At 42.5% G+C, this 16,504-nt stretch carries 18 protein-coding genes; 13 read left to right on the forward strand and 5 right to left on the reverse strand.

The window, feature by feature from the left end; translation table 11 throughout:
• Positions 1-7: 7 nt before the first annotated feature.
• Positions 8-490, reverse strand: coding sequence for a hypothetical protein (locus tag MUO14_RS16415; protein WP_244751679.1), 483 nt, complete (start codon positions 488-490; stop codon positions 8-10).
• On the reverse strand, positions 475-744 hold the full coding sequence (locus tag MUO14_RS16420; RefSeq protein ID WP_244751680.1) for a hypothetical protein: 270 nt from the start codon (positions 742-744) through the stop codon (positions 475-477). The genes MUO14_RS16415 and MUO14_RS16420 overlap by 16 nt, the downstream gene beginning before the upstream one ends.
• A 239-nt stretch (positions 745-983) precedes the next feature.
• Between MUO14_RS16420 and MUO14_RS16425 the strand changes: the two genes are divergently transcribed.
• From MUO14_RS16425 to MUO14_RS16445, 6 genes are all read left to right on the forward strand, one after another.
• Positions 984-1,772, forward strand: coding sequence for a fumarylacetoacetate hydrolase family protein (locus MUO14_RS16425; protein WP_244751681.1), 789 nt, complete (start codon positions 984-986; stop codon positions 1,770-1,772).
• The gene (locus MUO14_RS16430) at positions 1,769-2,515 is read left to right on the forward strand and encodes a fumarylacetoacetate hydrolase family protein (protein WP_244751682.1); all 747 of its coding nucleotides are present in this window, start codon (positions 1,769-1,771) and stop codon (positions 2,513-2,515) included. The genes MUO14_RS16425 and MUO14_RS16430 overlap by 4 nt, the downstream gene beginning before the upstream one ends.
• Before the next feature lie 20 nt (positions 2,516-2,535).
• Positions 2,536-2,916, forward strand: coding sequence for a 5-carboxymethyl-2-hydroxymuconate Delta-isomerase (locus MUO14_RS16435; protein ID WP_244751683.1), 381 nt, complete (start codon positions 2,536-2,538; stop codon positions 2,914-2,916).
• Between the two features lie 126 nt (positions 2,917-3,042).
• Positions 3,043-4,488: an aldehyde dehydrogenase family protein gene (locus MUO14_RS16440; protein ID WP_244751684.1), complete on the forward strand. Its 1,446-nt coding sequence runs from the start codon at positions 3,043-3,045 to the stop codon at positions 4,486-4,488.
• Positions 4,489-4,503: 15 nt separating this feature from the next.
• Complete coding sequence (locus MUO14_RS24815) at positions 4,504-4,620, forward strand: symporter small accessory protein (RefSeq protein ID WP_396265678.1); 117 nt, start codon at positions 4,504-4,506, stop codon at positions 4,618-4,620.
• Positions 4,617-6,209 carry a sodium:solute symporter family protein gene (locus MUO14_RS16445; RefSeq protein WP_244751685.1) on the forward strand — a complete coding sequence of 531 codons (1,593 nt, stop codon included), beginning with the start codon at positions 4,617-4,619 and terminating at the stop codon, positions 6,207-6,209. Before MUO14_RS24815 ends, MUO14_RS16445 begins: the two co-directional genes overlap by 4 nt.
• A 217-nt stretch (positions 6,210-6,426) precedes the next feature.
• On the opposite strand, the gene MUO14_RS16450 is transcribed toward MUO14_RS16445, so the two are convergent.
• Positions 6,427-7,332, reverse strand: a complete 906-nt coding sequence (locus tag MUO14_RS16450; protein WP_244751686.1) for a LysR family transcriptional regulator — start codon at positions 7,330-7,332, stop codon at positions 6,427-6,429.
• A gap of 211 nt (positions 7,333-7,543) precedes the next feature.
• Between MUO14_RS16450 and hpaE the strand changes: the two genes are divergently transcribed.
• The 7 genes from hpaE to MUO14_RS16485 all read left to right on the forward strand — a co-directional run bounded on the left by hpaE (position 7,544) and on the right by MUO14_RS16485 (position 15,337).
• On the forward strand, positions 7,544-9,064 hold the full coding sequence (gene hpaE / locus MUO14_RS16455; protein ID WP_244751687.1) for a 5-carboxymethyl-2-hydroxymuconate semialdehyde dehydrogenase: 1,521 nt from the start codon (positions 7,544-7,546) through the stop codon (positions 9,062-9,064).
• 30 nt (positions 9,065-9,094) lie between these two features.
• A complete protein-coding gene (hpaB, locus tag MUO14_RS16460; protein WP_244751688.1) occupies positions 9,095-10,570 on the forward strand; it encodes a 4-hydroxyphenylacetate 3-monooxygenase, oxygenase component in 1,476 nt (491 codons plus the stop codon).
• A 12-nt stretch (positions 10,571-10,582) separates the two neighbouring features.
• Positions 10,583-11,563, forward strand: a complete 981-nt coding sequence (gene hpaD, locus MUO14_RS16465; protein WP_244751689.1) for a 3,4-dihydroxyphenylacetate 2,3-dioxygenase — start codon at positions 10,583-10,585, stop codon at positions 11,561-11,563.
• Between the two features lie 206 nt (positions 11,564-11,769).
• Positions 11,770-12,228 (forward strand): flavin reductase family protein, encoded by a 459-nt coding sequence (locus tag MUO14_RS16470; RefSeq protein ID WP_244755629.1) that lies wholly within the window; start codon positions 11,770-11,772, stop codon positions 12,226-12,228.
• Between the two features lie 21 nt (positions 12,229-12,249).
• Complete coding sequence (locus tag MUO14_RS16475) at positions 12,250-13,128, forward strand: FAD synthetase family protein (protein ID WP_244751690.1); 879 nt, start codon at positions 12,250-12,252, stop codon at positions 13,126-13,128.
• Between the two features lie 33 nt (positions 13,129-13,161).
• Entirely contained in the window at positions 13,162-14,082 is a 921-nt protein-coding gene (hpaI, locus tag MUO14_RS16480; RefSeq protein WP_244751691.1) for a 2,4-dihydroxyhept-2-ene-1,7-dioic acid aldolase, read from the forward strand.
• A gap of 175 nt (positions 14,083-14,257) precedes the next feature.
• A complete protein-coding gene (locus tag MUO14_RS16485) occupies positions 14,258-15,337 on the forward strand; it encodes a sensor histidine kinase (protein WP_244751692.1) in 1,080 nt (359 codons plus the stop codon).
• 69 nt (positions 15,338-15,406) lie between these two features.
• Here MUO14_RS16485 and MUO14_RS16490 read toward each other — a convergent pair whose 3' ends face one another.
• Together MUO14_RS16490 and MUO14_RS16495 are read right to left on the reverse strand one after the other, a co-directional pair.
• Positions 15,407-15,862: a hypothetical protein gene (locus tag MUO14_RS16490; RefSeq protein WP_244751693.1), complete on the reverse strand. Its 456-nt coding sequence runs from the start codon at positions 15,860-15,862 to the stop codon at positions 15,407-15,409.
• Between the two features lie 285 nt (positions 15,863-16,147).
• On the reverse strand, positions 16,148-16,465 hold the full coding sequence (locus MUO14_RS16495; protein WP_244751694.1) for a hypothetical protein: 318 nt from the start codon (positions 16,463-16,465) through the stop codon (positions 16,148-16,150).
• Between the last annotated feature and the right edge of the window lie 39 nt (positions 16,466-16,504).

Consider the following 16,504-nt stretch of genomic DNA (forward strand, 5'->3'; position numbering starts at 1 on the left):
TGATTTCTTACTGTATATCTGTCCCAAGTACAGCTACATACTGAATATCATTCATAACCGAAAACTTCGAACCATCCCAGCTCAAAGGAGTTTGAACCACCCCAAGTCCATCTGCATGGTATCTTCCAGCAATTTCTTGAAAAACAAACAATTCGTACACGCCATCCCCTTGAAAATCGATAGGATAAAGCACATTTAATCCAGAAACCCATCCCTCAATCGGTTCTTTTAATGTTCCATCAGGTTGGTAGATCTCCGACAAATAGTCTCTTCCTTTGTTCTGGATATCGATCGTGTAGGTGAGATTGAGAGTTCGATTCACCACATCAACCTTGTAATGATCCCTATAGATTACATCGTACACAAAGGAGTCATCGAACTTCTTGTAATCAAACAATTCCTTCGCCTGGTTGTTAAGGAAGGAGTAAACATAATAATAACCAAATCCGCCGCTTCCCCCGGAGTTAATACTGATTAAAATATCATCCACTCGATCTCCGTTAAAATCCCTAGGAAAATTGAGGGTTGATAGCCTGCATTTGATTCTAAAGGGATACTGTAGGCAGCGTTCGTTCTTCCGTCTTGAATAACGAGTGTAATCTCTGTGGTGAATGGACTTGTGCTACCGTCAGGCTTTTGTCCAATTAAATAGACATGATCAGGGATACCATCACCATTCACATCCCCTTGTTTGGACGTTAGGATGGATGGCGGCTGTCTCATGTAATAAGGATTAGAATACATATTTTCCTCCATTATCGTTTTATATACCTGTGCTATCATACGCCCAATTTTAAAAAGTGTTCACAGTCCATCATCACTTAGAATTCGGGCCTTACCTGGCTTAAGCGTTGTTATATCTTTTTCGTATGCAAAACGAACGTTATCAATATTTTATGTATGCAAAACGGAGTGTTACTTTATAATTATGAGATAGTTCTGAAAATTGAATAGAATCCATTTAGAGAAAAGGAGTGGGTGAAATGCATAAAGTCAAGGCTAAACTTGGTGACAGATGGCAGATGGAGGAACTGGGTGTAAGTTTAAAAGGTTCTTCTGTTCAATTGAACGAGGAGGATATGGATGGGGGAGAAAACACATGGAATGCCCCTGTCTCGGGGACGATTTACGGTACATTATTGAACTATAAAGGGGCTCTTAAAAAAATGGGGGAAGCTTTACATAACGATCCATATAAAGCACCTCCAAAAGCCCCCATTATGTATATTAAGCCGCAAAACACGGTAATTGGGCATCAAGCCTCTATTCCTTTACCTGATGACATGGAGGAACTTGAGGTAGGCGCATGTCTGGGTATAGTGATGGGCAAAAAAGCTGCCCGAGTAAAGGCAGAGCAAGCTTTTGATTATATTGAAGGATACACGGTAGTTAATGATATTAGTGTCCCTCATGAAAGTGTATTTAGGCCTGCAGTAAAACATAAAGCTCGTGACGGATTTTGCCCCATTGGTCCATGGATCATCGAAAAAAATGCTGTGCCAAATCCAGACCAACTAGGCATACAAGTCTATATTAATGGGGAATGGAAGCAAAGTAATAATACGGAGAATCTCGTCCGCTCCGTTTCACGATTGCTTGCCGACGTAACGGAATTTATGACATTAGAAAAAGGAGACACCTTACTTGTCGGTGTTCCGGAAGATCCGCCGCTTGCCAAAGACGGAGATCACATTCGTATTGAGATTGATCAAGTAGGTGTGCTTGAAAATGTCGTGAGTAAAAATAAAGCTTTTGGGAGGAATGAATCATGAAGACAGCACGTGTTGCTTTTGAAGGCGATATTCATCATGTGACAGAATCCGCTGAGGGAATCCAACTGGAAAACGGAAAACTCATTTCAGAGGAAGACGTGGTATGGCTGCCGCCGGTTGAGCCACGGACAAGTTTTGCACTCGGTCTGAACTATTTTGACCATGCGAGTGAACTTTCCTTCAAAGCACCGGAAGAACCACTGGTTTTTCTGAAAGGCCCGAATACGTTTGTCGGTCATCGGGGAAAAACGTATCGACCATCAGATGTCACTAACATGCATTATGAGTGTGAATTAGCTGTAGTAATCGGCCGGCAAGCGAAAAATGTAAAACGTGAAGAAGCGTACAACTATATTTCTGGTTATACGATTGCCAATGATTATGCTATTCGTGATTACTTAGAAAATTATTACCGACCGAACTTGAGGGTGAAAAACCGGGATCATTGTACACCGATTGGTCCATGGTTGGTTGATGCTGATGACGTTGGCAACCCTATGAATCTTGCATTACGCACGTATGTAAACGGCGAGATCGTACAGGAAGGTTCGACGAAAGACATGATTTTTGATGTTCCTGTATTGGTTGAGTACCTCAGCAGTTTTATGACCTTAAGTCCAGGGGATTTAATTTTAACAGGAACGCCTAAAGGGACAGTGGACACCAAAGTTGGAGATGAAGTAGTTACGGAAATCGAAGGGCTGGGCCGTCTCGTTAATACGATCACAGATGAGGATGCATAAATGGGGAGGAGGAAAGTAAAATGCCGCATGTCATAGTGGAATATACAGATAACCTTACGCCCCATACAGACATCTCCGACTTGTTGAAAAAAATAAGCGATGTTTTGATTGCGCGAAATGAGACATATCCAGTTGGCGGCGTCCGCGTCAGAGCATATGAGGTGAAAAATTACCGAATTGCTGACGGGAAAGAAGATGATGCGTTCGTCCATGCTATTTTCAAAATTGGCAAAGGGCGAAGTGAAGAGGTAAAACAATCTACATGTGAAGAGATTTTTGCAGTGATGAAAAATCACTTTGCTTCGATATCTGATGAAAGTTACTTGGCTTTATCGTTAGAACTCGTAGAATTCCAACATAAAACGTATAAATATAACAATATCCACAGTCGTTTTAAATGACCTTCCCTGTTAAAAGATGGTTTGTTGCATAAAGGCTAGACATTCTTGGGAGGTAGATTTTTACACGGATCTTTGAAAGCGTTTTCTGTATATAATCAAAATTATTTAACAAAAGGAGCATTACTTATGACTGTTGCTGGCTCATTAAAACGAAAAAATTTGTTTATTGGTGGAAGGTGGCAAGAGGCGGAGCACTATATAGAACTTACATCACCCTATAATGGTGAGGTATTATGTGAGATCCCATCAGCAACGGAAGCAGAAGTAGAGCAAGCAATAGTTGCTGCCACTCAAGCTCGAGGTGATATGAAGAAATTAGCAGCCTATCAACGTGCAGACATTCTTGAAGAACTTTCGTATCTACTAAAATCTCGTAAGGAGGAAGCGGCTCAACTCATTGCATTAGAGGCATCAAAACCAATAGCAACTGCAAGAGGAGAAGTGGAACGGACGATTCAAACCTATAAGTTTGCTGCCGAAGAGGCGAAGCGAAATCACGGTGAAATGATCCCGCTTGATGCAACACCAGGGGGACAGGGACGTGTTGGATACACGAAATATGAACCTCTCGGAGTAATTGGCGCGATTACCCCATTCAACTTCCCAATGAATCTAGTGGCACATAAAGTCGGACCAGCCATAACTGCAGGAAACACAATTGTTTTGAAGCCTGCATCGCAAACCCCTCTATCTGCCTATTTTCTGGCTGAATTGCTTGAAGAAGCCGGTCTTCCTGCTGGAGCATTAAATGTTGTGACAGGGAAAGGCAGAATCGTTGGCAACCAGATCGTTGAAGACGATCGGATCAGCATGATCACATTTACCGGCAGCCCAGAGGTAGGGAAAGAGATTCGCAGTAAGGCAGGCCTGAAGAAAGTGACCTTAGAATTAGGATCTAATGCTGCGCTAATTGTCGACAAGGATGTTGCCATTGATGGAATTATTTCACGATGTGTAACAGGTGCCTTTAGCTTTCAAGGCCAAGTATGTATCTCGCTGCAGAGAATTTACGTTCATGAAGACCAGTATGAGGAATTTGTTGACCGTTTTATTGAAGAAACAAACCAGTTAAAGCTTGGAGATCCGTTAAATGAGGATACTGATGTTTCCGCATTGATTACGCAAGGAGATGTAACGCGTTCCCTTGAGTGGATCGAGGAAGCCATACAGGGAGGAGCTAAGATAGCCACGGGGGGTAAGTCGGAAGGAAATGCACTTTTACCAACCGTCCTGCTTGATGTTCAGCCTGCTATGAAAGTCTCCTGTCAAGAGGTGTTTGCTCCGATTGTTTTGATTGATAAAATCACTTCTGTTGAGGAAGGGATCGAGAAAGTGAATGATTCTAGGTTTGGGCTGCAGGCAGGTATTTACACAGAACAGGTGTCTACAGCACTTGATGCTGCCGATCGTCTTGAAGTTGGCGGTGTGATCATCAATGATTTTCCAACTTTTCGCGTAGATAACATGCCATATGGCGGAGTGAAGGAGAGCGGCACTGGTAAAGAAGGCGTAAAGTATTCCTTTGAGGAAATGTCGCAAATGAAATTGGTCGTTTTTAACCGATATTCATGATGGAGGAGGTAGAACATGCTAGGACTAGAGGATGCTTCGATTGCTTTTGTTTGGATTGCCACGGTTCTGTCTGGTATCGGGTGTGTGATCTTCGGCGCACTGATGTGGAACCGCGGAGGTGAAGGCGAATGAATTTTTCGGTTTTAATCCCGTTATGTATTGTTTATATAGCAATAATGTCATGGCTTGCTTATTACGGTTATAAAAAGACGACCTCCCAAGCAGATTACCTTGTAGGGGGACGAAATATAAACCCGATTGTCATGGCCTTATCCTACGGTGCGACCTTTATCAGTTCCTCTGCTATGGTCGGTTTTGGCGGGGTCGCATCTATCTATGGGTTCGGTCTGTTATGGCTGGCTTTCTTAAATATTGTACTTGGAGTATTTGTTGCGTTCGCTGTCTTTGGGAAAAAGATCAGAAGGCTTTCGATCAAATTGGACGCAACAACGTTTCCCGCTTTACTCGGGAGGCACTATGATTCTAAGTTTATTACTGTATTTTCAGGAGCCGTTATTTTTATCTTCATGCCTGCCTACACAAGTATTGTATTAATTGGTGGGGGGCGTTTTTTGCAGGAAACCTTATCGATAAACTTCAACGTTGCTTTACTGGTTCTTGCTGTTGTGATTGCTTTGTACGTGATTGGCGGGGGGATTAAGGCGGTTATGTACACAGATGCATTTGGTGCTGTAATCATGTTGATCGGCATGTGCATCTTCCTATTTGTCAGCTATCAAGCAGTAGGGGGCGTCGTTGATGGACATCAGATGCTAGCTTCTTTGAAAAACATGGTGCCAAAATCTCTTGCTTCTCAAGGACATCAGGGGTGGACGAGCATGCCGGTATTTGGCTCACCGATATGGTGGACGCTCGTGAGTACCATTATCATGGGGGTTGGAATTGGCGTATTGGCACAACCTCAATTAGCGATGCGTTGTATGACCGTGAAAGACGATAAGGCGTTATATCGGTCTGTCCTTGTTGGCGGGATTTTCATCTTTTTCATGACAGGTGCTGCTTATATGATCGGACCGCTCAGTAATGTTTACTTTATGGAAACAGCAGGTGAGCTTTCGATAAATATGGCAGGTGGAAATGCTGACCTCGTGATTCCGATGTTCATTAATGCACTCATGCCTGATTGGTTTATCTATGTATTTACCTTGACTTTGTTGTCAGCGACGATCTCGACAGTAAGTTCATTGATTCATGTGCAAGCCGCAGCCTTCGGTGAAGATATTTTAAAAACATTAGGCATTCATACAGTCCTAGGAAATAAAATAAGCCCGGCAAGGCTCGGCGTAATCGTAGGGGTCCTCCTCGCCGTTATCTTGGCCTATCTTCTTCCAGGAGGTGTCATCGCCCAAGCCACTTCTTTCTGGTTTGGCATTTGTGCAGCAGGGTTCCTCCCTGCCCTTATTGGAGCATTTTATTGGAAAAAAGCATCAAGAGCAGGGGCCGTGTCAAGTATCATTGTTGGTTTTGCTGTGAGTATATTCGGCTTTCTATTTTTACATGAAAAGCAATCTGTCGCTTTTGGATTGTCTGAGGCATTATTCGGAAAAGGATACTTACTGGCCTATCCATGGACCCATGTGGATCCACTGTTTTATGCCTTACCTTTATCAACGATCGTATTCATTTCCGTAAGTCTGTTTGGTTCAAAAGGACAGATCCGACATGAAATCGATACGAATCAGGTGGATGCCGTTCGTTAGGTAATTAGGGCAGATTAGCACTCGGGAAATCGCTGCGGCTCCATGGGAAAAACCGTTAGGGAAGAATTCTACAAAGGTTTGGAAAGAATCTTTTGGAATTAAGTCAGAATAATTACGGATTTGGGCAGAATCTATTTTGAATATGACCAGAGCGCTCCAAGGTGAAATAAAAGGCGTCGTGTGAATCAATCACACGACGCCTTTTCAATGTCTATAGCTAAATGAGTTCCAAATTGGCTTCAACTGTTTCGAACGATTGGATCAGTCTTCTTGATGCCTTTGTCAAGTAACGGTTTTTATGCCAAATGATGACTGACTCAGCTTCAATGCTAGCATTTTTTAATTCATAGCTTCGAATGTTTGAAAAAGAAAAGGCGGACAGAGTGGATTTTGGAATAATGGTGGCTCCAACACCGCTTGCTGTCAATGACAACAGCATCGTGGGATCTGGACACTCACAAATAACAATAGGATCAAAGCCATGATTTCGACACTCATCTACGATTAATTCAAATTGTCCGGTACCGCTAATCCGATGAAGAAGCATGAGCGGAATGTCTTGTAAGCTTTCCATTTCCACTTCCTTGACGTCTGGGGGAAACAGCTCCCAGGATGCAGGGGTAACAAGAACATAAGGTTCAGAAGGAAGCGGAATCATATCGAATTCCTCAAGCTCTATAGGAAGCCGGACGACGGCCATTTCGATTTCCCGGTTTCGGATACATTCAGCTAGGAAATACGTATCGCCTTCACGAAGCTGATAGGAGAGATTTGGAAAGTCTGTGCGCATTTGCTGTAACGGTTCTGTTAGAAAGGAGAAGCAGGATTTATTCGAACCTAAATGAAGCGTACCGCTGATTCCTTCGTTCGTTTCCTTAACTTCTGCTAATGTTTCTTCTATATCATTAAGGATCTTACCAGCTTTCTCATATAAAACTTCACCAGCATTTGTAAGTTCTAACTTGCGGCCTTGTCGGTCGAATAACTTCAGTTCCAGTTCATCTTCCATAAGTTTGATTTGCTGACTGAGCGGTGGTTGGGCCATATGAAGCTTTTTCGCCGCCTTCGTTACTTGACCTTCTTCAGCTACTGTTCGAAAATAACGCAACTGTCTTACATCCATGATTTCACTCCATTCTGTTGAGTAGTAAAGGACGCAGGATTACATGTATATGAAAAACATATACAAAATAAATTATTTGAATATTTTTAATATACTGAGGGCTGTGATAATTTAAATATACAGAGCTAATTAACTATTTGCAAACGCTTTCTGAAATGAAGGGTTATTTTTTCACTAGTAAAGTAAGCGTTATCAAAAAAGGAGGATTATCATGAGCGATGTAAGTTTAGCAGACATTAATGAGGCAGGAAAAAGAGTTATATCCGAGATTCACGATATTCAATTGTATATTGATGGATCGTTCGTGGATGCCGAGAGTAAAGAACAATTTGAAAATGTAAATCCATTTACGAATGAAAAGATCAATCAGGTGGCCTCGGGAGACCGGGCGGATATTGAAAAAGCGGTAAAAGCGGCAAGGAAAGCCTTTAAAGGCGAATGGGGAAATCTCCCGCTGAAGGAACGCTTGAGCTACATTTATAAGATTGCGGATTTGATTGATGAACATATTGAAGAAATAGCCCCGTTAGAATCCTTTGACACGGGCCTGCCGGTGAGCCAAACCAAAAAAATGGTGGCACGAGCAGCTCAGAACTTCAGATTCTATGCTGAAATGGTATCAAGTCGACTAGTAGGGGATGCCTACCAGGTTGATGATCAATTTCTAAATTACACGATCCATAAGCCAGTTGGAATTGCCGGGTTAATTACACCGTGGAACGCGCCGTTTATGCTGGAAACATGGAAGATTGCCCCGGCTTTAGCAACAGGAAATACGGTGGTGTTGAAGCCAGCAGAGTGGTCGCCGCTGACAGCAAATCGTTTAGCCGAAATCATTGATAAAGCTGGTCTCCCTGATGGGGTATTCAATGTCGTTCATGGCTATGGAGAAAAGGCGGGGGCTTCCTTAGTTGCTCATGAAGATGTTGAGTTGATTTCATTCACAGGTGAAACGACCACAGGGTCAGAAATCATGAAAAATGGTGCCGACTCATTAAAACAATTTTCCATGGAGTTAGGCGGCAAGTCACCGATTATTGTCTTTGAAGATGCTGATATGGAACGCGCACTAGACGCTTGTACGTGGGGGATCTTCTCATTCAACGGGGAACGCTGCACAGCAAACTCAAGGTTATATATCCATGAAGATGTGGCAGAGGACTTCATTTTGAAGCTAAAAGATCGGGTTCAGAACATTGTGGTGGGTGATCCAATGAAAGAAGACACGCAGGTCGGCCCACTTATTCACACCGATCACTATGAAAATGTGAAAAATTACTTAGACATAGCGGAACAAGAAGGATGCCAGGTAATTAGTGGAACAGTTCCTGACGAATTTAGCCGCGGCAATTTTATTGCACCGACATTATTGTTAAACGCGACCAACTCGATGCAAGTCATTCAGGAGGAAATATTCGGCCCAGTCATTGCTGTAATGACATTTAAAGATGAAGAAGAGGTTATCGAAAAGGCCAATGATGTCCGTTATGGATTAGCCGGTTATGTGTGGACGAAAGACCTTCAGCGTGGGCACCGAGTAGCGCAAGCTGTTGATTCAGGAATGTTATGGATCAACTCACAAAATGTCCGTGATTTACGCACACCATTTGGAGGGTCTAAGCATAGCGGAATCGGTCGTGAAGGCGGTCATTACGCATTTGAATTTTACACAGAAGTCCAGATCATTCATGTGGCGTTGGGAGATCACCGCATCCCTCAATTTGGAAAATAAATCATTGTAACAACCAAGGAGGAATCGATTATGCCTGCAAAGACAGGAGCGCAGTATAAAGAGAAGTTAAAAAATGCAAAAAATAATATTTACATTCATGGCGAGCGTGTTGAGGATCCTACGACACATCCCGCTTTTAAAAATGTCATCCAATCAATGGCAGACTTGTACGACCTTCAGTATGAAAAGCCTGATAAGATGCTCTACACTTCACCCCAGACAGGCGACCAAGTAGGAATGACCTTTTTTCGTCCAGAGACGATTGATGATCTCGTCAAACGAAGAGAAGCGATTCAGGAATGGGCGCGGCTTTCCGGTGGATTGTTGGGGCGTTCGCCTGACTATTTGAATGCTGAAGTGATGGCAATGGGTGTGGCTAACGATCTATTTGGTGAAGATGATCCAATGTTTGCAGAAAATGCCAGGAACTATTATGACTATGCGCGTGAGAATGATATCAGCTTGACACACACGCTGATTCACCCGCAAGTCAACAGACAAAAGGCTCAACATGAACAAGATGATGCCAATGTTGCCCTTCACCTCGTTGAGAAACGATCAGATGGCATCATTGTTGATGGTGCACGTTTACTTGCGACACAGGGTGGGATTACAGATGAAATCCTTGTTTTCCCATCTACGGTGAAAAAAGCTGGAGAACAAGATGATCCGTATTCCTTAGCCTTCGTCGTTCCAAATAACACGCCTGGACTCAAATACATTAGCCGTGAATCGTTTGATTATGGCAAAAACAATTGGGACCATCCGCTAAGCAGCCGCTTTGAAGAAGGAGATGCCATTGTTTATTTTGACAACGTATTTGTCCCTTGGGAAAAAGTATTTGTTTGTGGAAACTCTTCCATCTGTAACCGGACGTTCCTTGAAACCAATGCCGTCGTGCATATGTCCCACCAAGTTGTAGCCAAAAACATTGTGAAAACGGAATTCTTACTGGGCGTGGTGCTAAGCCTAATGGATTCCATCGGGATTGATAAATTCCAGCATGTTCAAGATAAAGGTACAGAAATCATGCTTACGTTAGAAACGATGAAGTCACACTTATTTAAAGCAGAACACAATGCCAAACTCGACAAGTGGGGGACGATGACACCGGATTTTGAAGCATTGAATGCAGCAAGAAACTGGTATCCAAGAATATACCCTCGCTTAGTAGAAATCTTGCGCATCCTCGGAGCTTCAGGGTTAATGGGGATTCCTACAGAAGCAGATTTCCATCATGAAGAAATCGGGCCGCTAGTAAACCGCGCGCTGCAATCTAAGAATCTAGAAGGTTATGAACGTGTGAAACTATTCCGCTTAGCCTGGGACTTAACAATGAGTGCTTTTGGCAGCAGACAAATGCATTATGAATATTACTTCTTCGGCGATCCTGTCAAAATGGGCATGACGTATTTTGAACAATTCAATAAAGAGCCATATAAGGATTATATCCAGGACTTTTTGAAAAAAGTAAAGGCTCCAAAGCCTAATTATACAAACGTATAAGGAGTGAGAGGGATGAACTTTGATATTATCCGTGCCGGAAGGGCCGTTTTACATGTAACTGATTTAGAGAGATCAAGAGCTTTCTACGAGGCTCTTGGCTTTATAGAAACAGCGTCAGATAGTGAACAAATTTTCCTTAGAGGACTTGAGGAACACAACCACCACAGTCTGTTATTGAAGAAAAAAGAAACACCTGTAGTTGAAGCGATCAGTTACAAAGTGAAATCAGAAGAGGACTTGGACCGACTAGCTGCCTTTTTTGAAAAACAAGGGACTGATGTGAAATGGATGGAAAAGGGTACTCAAGAGGCCATAGGAAGATCATTAAGAATTCAAGATGTATCTGGCTTGCCGGTTGAGTATTATGCGGAAATGGAGCCAGCCGAACGCATGATTCAACAATACCACTATCATAAGGGTGCAAAAGTCCAAAGAATTGATCACTTTAACTGCATGGTTCCGGATGTCGAGAAAGCTTATGATTATTACATTGATCAGTTGGGCTTCGCTTGTTCAGAATATACGGCCGGCGAGGAAGACAAAATCTGGGCAGCCTGGCTTCACCGTAAACCAAGTGTCCATGACGTTGCTTATATGAACGGTTTTGGTCCGCGATTGCACCATGTAGGCTTTTGGCTGAAGGATCCGATGAATTTAATTGACGGCTGTGATGTGCTGGCATCGATGGGCTATGGAGCTGCCATTGAGCGGGGGCCTGGACGCCATGGGTTATCGAATGCCCTGTTCCTTTATTTGAGAGATCCAGATGGCCACCGTATCGAACTGTATAACGGGGACTATTTAACAAGTGATCCAGACTTTAAACCTATCCGTTGGGACTTAGATGATCCGATGCGCCAAACGTTCTGGGGACATGAAGCTCCTGACAGCTGGTTTGAAGAAGCATCAGAGGTACTGGATGTTCATACAAACGAGAAAGTTGAAGGCATGGAACCTAAGTTGAAAAAACGCAAACCAACGTTTGTAACTTAATTGATGTGTAAAAGTGTGTGTTCAAAAAGTTGGCGAATGAGAAACAAGAAGTTCGAGGCGCGAACGTTTTGAGGACCACAGCGTATGCCTTTCATACGTGAGGACCGGAAAAACCGAGCAACGAAGAAATTCGCCGTTTATCATTTGATGACTTTTTGAACATCCTCAAAAAGATGGAAAGATAATAAATGAATGAGGTGATTATGGTGGACGATCGTATGTTCAGAACAGCAATGGGAAAATTTGCAACAGGGGTGACCGTTATTGCGTCAGAAGTAAATGGTGATGTTCACGGGATGACGGCAAATGCGTTTATGTCCGTCTCCCTTGACCCAAAGCTCATCCTTATTTCAGTAGACGGAAAGGCAAGAATGAATGAGGTCATCAAGCAGTCAGGAAAATTCACGGTCAATATTTTGTCAGGAGATCAAAAGGAAATGTCGATGATTTTTGCAGGGCAGATTAAAGAAGACAAAGATGTTGAATTCGAAACCTTTGAAGGGCTTCCAGTCATTGAAAACTCCCTTGTCAGTCTAGCTTGTGATGTATATCAAGTTCAGGATGCCGGCGATCATACTTTATTTATTGGAGAAGTGTTGAACCTGAATGTAAAAGACGGTGAACCACTCGCTTTTTATGAAGGAAAGTATAAGCAAATGACCTAATACTTGAGGAGGTGGGGCAAGATGCGGACGATTCAGATTGATTACCCAATTTCAAAATCCATACAAACGGACAGCGAACGATGTGTGATGGCTTTAGGATTTTTTGACGGCGTACATTTGGGACATCAGAAAATAATTAAAACAGCTAAAAAGCTTGCAGATGAAAAGAATCTCATGCTTGCTGTTATGACCTTTTCGCAGCACCCCTCCTCTGTGATTAAAAAAGGTAAAGTGATCACTAATTATATCACTCCACTATCGGAGAAAACAGAAGTGTTTGAACAGCTCGGTGTCGATCTATTATATGTCATTGATTTTACTAAAGAGGTTGCTAAAATCCCTCATGATCAATTTGTTGACGATTACCTATGTGGTTTGAACTGCGAACATGTTGTGGCCGGCTTTGATTATAAATATGGCTTCAAAGGTAAAGGTGACATGGAACAGTTACCGATAGATAGTGCGGGACGATTTGGAGTCACAACGGCAGCGAAACTTGAAAAACACGAGCAGAAGGTGAGTTCCACGTTACTGCGGGAGTTAATTTCATCTGGAAGGGTGGAGCAGATCCAGGAGTACTTGGGGAGAAGTTACGAAATATCCGCTGAAATGAAGGGGCGGGGAAGAACGTGCACGATTTATTTTGACCCTGACTACTACCTTCCTTGTCCTGGACACTATGAAGTAACCATTATTAGGAAAAATATGTTGCAATCAAAAGGAATCTGTGAAGTGAAATCCGTCCAACATCCAGGCCAGCTACAGGTCACGCTGTTTAATGATCAGCTGTTTAATGATCATGCTAAAGTGCAGCTGCAATGGAATAACTTCATAGCTGACTTTGAAATGGATGCTTTCCATGCTCAAAGTGACTTTCGTGAGTTGGAAATGAGTATCTGATGTTTTTTATAGAATAGTAGAGGAGGAATAGACATGGTACAAGATTATAATGAGGTAAAGTCAAGATTAAGAGGTTCGGTTACTCCGGTTATCACACCATTTAAAGCAAATTCAGACGTAGATTATGATACATTGTCGCAATTGATTGAGTTCCAATTGGAAAATGGAACACACGCGATTTCGGTAACGGGAACTTCAGGGGAACCAAGTTCATTGACAGAAGAAGAAAGAGTACAAGTTATGAAAACAGCTTATACGACCATTAATGGTAGAGTTCCATTCGTACCCGGCACAGGGTCAACCAACCACGACGAAACAATGCGTCTAACAAAAAAAGCCGAAGAAATGGGCGCTGACGCGGCCTTAGTTATTGTTCCTTATTATAATAAGCCGAATCAACAAGCCTTGTATAAGCATTTTAAAACAGTTGCCGACTCTGTTGATATCCCGATTATCATCTACAATATCCCTGGTCGTACAGCGCAGAATCTGCATGTCGATACACTTGCACAGTTAAGCAGGGATTGTCCGAATGTTATTGGCGTTAAAGAATCGAACAAGGACTTCGAACACGTCAATCGAGTGCTGCAGAAATGCGGTAGAGACTTCCTGCTATTTTCCGGAATTGAACTGCTTTGCTATCCAATGCTGACGATTGGCGGAGTTGGCTCCGTCAGTGCAACAGCCAATGTGCTCCCAGGAAAAGTGGCCCAAATGCATGATGCCTGGTTTGATGGGGATGTCGAGACCGCTCAAAAACTTCACTATGAGCTGATGGAGCTTAACGATGTTCTCTTTAAAGATACGAACCCTGCCCCTGTAAAAGCGGCACTCGGCATGATGGGCAAAATTGAGCCACATCTAAGGCTTCCAATGGACCTCCCATCCGAAGCGCTCCAAAATGAGATTCGTGAAACCTTGAATAAATATGGTATCACTCTGCAACTAGTCTAATAAAAAAGGGTCTACTTCAAATGAAAGTTTGAAGTAGACCTTTTTTAATTGGAGTTAAGTTTTCGAAAGTTAATTATTTTTACAGGGGAAATGCCTTGTCTAATTCATAGAACCATGTAGACGATTTGATTTCAAATAGTATATGCTTAAAATATATAGGAAAGGAGCGGGGAAATTGTCGATACGCAAACGTTTAATTTTATCTAATATAGCTATGGTCGTTGTACCAATCCTCTTACTACTTATTGTTGAAGTAGCAGCAGGGTATCTCTTAATGAATGTATTTGAAATCGGAGACAGGGAAGAACTGCAAAAAATATTTATCTCCGTACAATTTGTCGGGTTATTTCTAATATTAATCTTAACGAACGGTATCATTACATATTTTGTTTTTAAAAGTATCCTACGCCCCATTAATAGGCTGTCACATGCTGCGGAGGAAATTGGTAAGGGGAACCTGAATTTCACTATCGAACGGATGAGAAAGGACGAGATTGGCAAACTTTCCGATACGTTTGAAATGACGAGAAAGGAACTGCTGCAATCACAGGAGCTTCAGCAAAAATATGAAGAAAACCGCAACAAGCTGATTAAGAATCTATCACATGACTTGAAAACACCGATCACATCAATCAAAGGCCATGTCGAGGGCATCCGTGAGGGCGTAGCAGATACAGAAGAGAAAAAGGATGACTATATGGAAACGATTCATACAAAAACGATCGTCATGGATCGCTTAATCGATGAACTTTTCGAGCAATCGAGATTGGATATGGGAAAATTGGCCTTTCGATTCAAAGAGGTCGACCTGCGTCCACTCCTTATCGATACGATGGAGGAGTTTCAGCTTGAATGGGAAGAAGTATCGTTTTCTTTCCAGTCTGAAGAGGGAAAGAGATTTCGAGCACATGCTGATCTTGACCAGTTAAGAAGAGTTGTCGTCAATATTATGAATAACAGCTTAAAACATATGGATAAAGCAGATAAAAAGATTGACATCCAGCTCAAGAAACGGCTTGGAGAAATCACTGTAGAAATAAAGGATAACGGTCCGGGCATCCTCGACCAGGATCTTCCTCACATTTTTGAGATGTTCTATCGTTCTGATTTAGCAAGGACACAAGAAGGGGGAAGCGGCCTTGGATTAGCAGTTTCTAAGCGAATCATTGAGGAGCATGAAGGGGAAATAACGGCTGCCAGCAGAAAAGGACATGGTACAACGATCAAATTCACCTTGCCAGATTATCGTGATTAAAGTTGATGATAAATTTCAACGCCTGTGATCAGGGGAAAACTAAAAAGGGACCCTGATCATGGCCCCTTTTTATATACGGCTAAACCCTTCCTGTTCAAGGAAATTAGCTGCCTCTTTATACGAATTAAATGTTCCTTCTAAGTCCTCATCAGCATAAACGTTATACCCGTCGTCCTCACGCATTAAGACTAGGGATTGATCATCATCGTTCAGCCATTCTTCAAGTACCGGATTCTTTTCAGCCGGTGTGGCCGCGAGCGATTCAATTGCAGCTTCTACAAGGGCATGCAATTCCTCCGCTTCAAAGTCGCGGATGTTTACCATCCCTTTATCGTCCACCGGGTAGTCTTCTAGCTCGCCGGCATAAACAAAGCCATTTCCGTTTGGGTGGAGGTGATAGACGACATTTTTCTTGTCATACAAACTATTTTCAAAGTGAAAATTGACACGTCCAAGCGACACTTCTTTTTTCTCAAGCTGCTTAAATTCCTCGATAATTGCTATTTTTTCTTCAAAAGTTAACATAAGCGCCTCCTCAAGCGTTCCATTCCATTCGTTGATTATAGCACAGGGGCATACATGAAGGAAAAAAGAATTGTTAAAAATGGTTGTTCATGGTATAGTAGACTTTGCGATGAGCTAATTTGTGTAAGACGACGTATATGCCTTTATGCATGGCTAAACGATGAATGTGGTCGTCGGTACGTTCGCGACAAAATATCGAAAGCTTTCCCTGAGACACGGGAAGGCTTTTTTTGTTTGAAAAAGCAGGGGACTTGAGGACCTCTCTGCTTGCCCTCCTAGGACAGTTTACCTTTGTTTAATTTTTTCAGCAGAAGCTGCGGTTTCATCTACATAGCTTGCAATTTTGTATGTTTCTTCATTCATTGTTTCTATTGTGGCATCGATTTCTTCTAATCCCGCTGTCGCTTCTTCAATAACAGCTGCCAACTCCTTAGTTGCGGTTTGAACCTGGTACGTTTCGTCATTAACCTCATGCACAGACTCTCTAAAACGATCAAATTGTGCATGTAGATTCTCGAGGGTAGTATGAACATGTTGAAAAAATCCTGAAACCTGTGAAACGCTTTCTAAGCTTTCTTCAAAGCTCTTATGGTTGTTATTCATTTTTGTATGAGCAGCGGAGCGGAACACGTTGATGTGACA

The sequence above is a fragment of the Halobacillus shinanisalinarum genome (assembly GCF_022919835.1).
Taxonomy (GTDB): Bacteria; Bacillota; Bacilli; order Bacillales; family Halobacillaceae; genus Halobacillus_A; species Halobacillus_A shinanisalinarum.

Excerpts from the sequence above, each read along its gene's own strand:
- MUO14_RS16420 (WP_244751680.1), bottom strand. The coding sequence starts at position 744 with ATGTATTCTAATCCTTATTACATGAGACAGCCGCCATCCATCCTAACG.
- MUO14_RS16425 (WP_244751681.1), top strand. The coding sequence starts at position 984 with ATGCATAAAGTCAAGGCTAAACTTGGTGACAGATGGCAGATGGAGGAA.
- MUO14_RS16430 (WP_244751682.1), top strand. The coding sequence starts at position 1,769 with ATGAAGACAGCACGTGTTGCTTTTGAAGGCGATATTCATCATGTGACA.
- MUO14_RS16435 (WP_244751683.1), top strand. The coding sequence starts at position 2,536 with ATGCCGCATGTCATAGTGGAATATACAGATAACCTTACGCCCCATACA.
- MUO14_RS16440 (WP_244751684.1), top strand. The coding sequence starts at position 3,043 with ATGACTGTTGCTGGCTCATTAAAACGAAAAAATTTGTTTATTGGTGGA.
- MUO14_RS24815 (WP_396265678.1), top strand. The coding sequence starts at position 4,504 with ATGCTAGGACTAGAGGATGCTTCGATTGCTTTTGTTTGGATTGCCACG.
- MUO14_RS16445 (WP_244751685.1), top strand. The coding sequence starts at position 4,617 with ATGAATTTTTCGGTTTTAATCCCGTTATGTATTGTTTATATAGCAATA.
- MUO14_RS16450 (WP_244751686.1), bottom strand. The coding sequence starts at position 7,332 with ATGGATGTAAGACAGTTGCGTTATTTTCGAACAGTAGCTGAAGAAGGT.
- hpaE (WP_244751687.1), top strand. The coding sequence starts at position 7,544 with ATGAGCGATGTAAGTTTAGCAGACATTAATGAGGCAGGAAAAAGAGTT.
- hpaB (WP_244751688.1), top strand. The coding sequence starts at position 9,095 with ATGCCTGCAAAGACAGGAGCGCAGTATAAAGAGAAGTTAAAAAATGCA.
- hpaD (WP_244751689.1), top strand. The coding sequence starts at position 10,583 with ATGAACTTTGATATTATCCGTGCCGGAAGGGCCGTTTTACATGTAACT.
- MUO14_RS16475 (WP_244751690.1), top strand. The coding sequence starts at position 12,250 with ATGCGGACGATTCAGATTGATTACCCAATTTCAAAATCCATACAAACG.
- hpaI (WP_244751691.1), top strand. The coding sequence starts at position 13,162 with ATGGTACAAGATTATAATGAGGTAAAGTCAAGATTAAGAGGTTCGGTT.
- MUO14_RS16490 (WP_244751693.1), bottom strand. The coding sequence starts at position 15,862 with ATGTTAACTTTTGAAGAAAAAATAGCAATTATCGAGGAATTTAAGCAG.
- MUO14_RS16495 (WP_244751694.1), bottom strand. The coding sequence starts at position 16,465 with ATGAATAACAACCATAAGAGCTTTGAAGAAAGCTTAGAAAGCGTTTCA.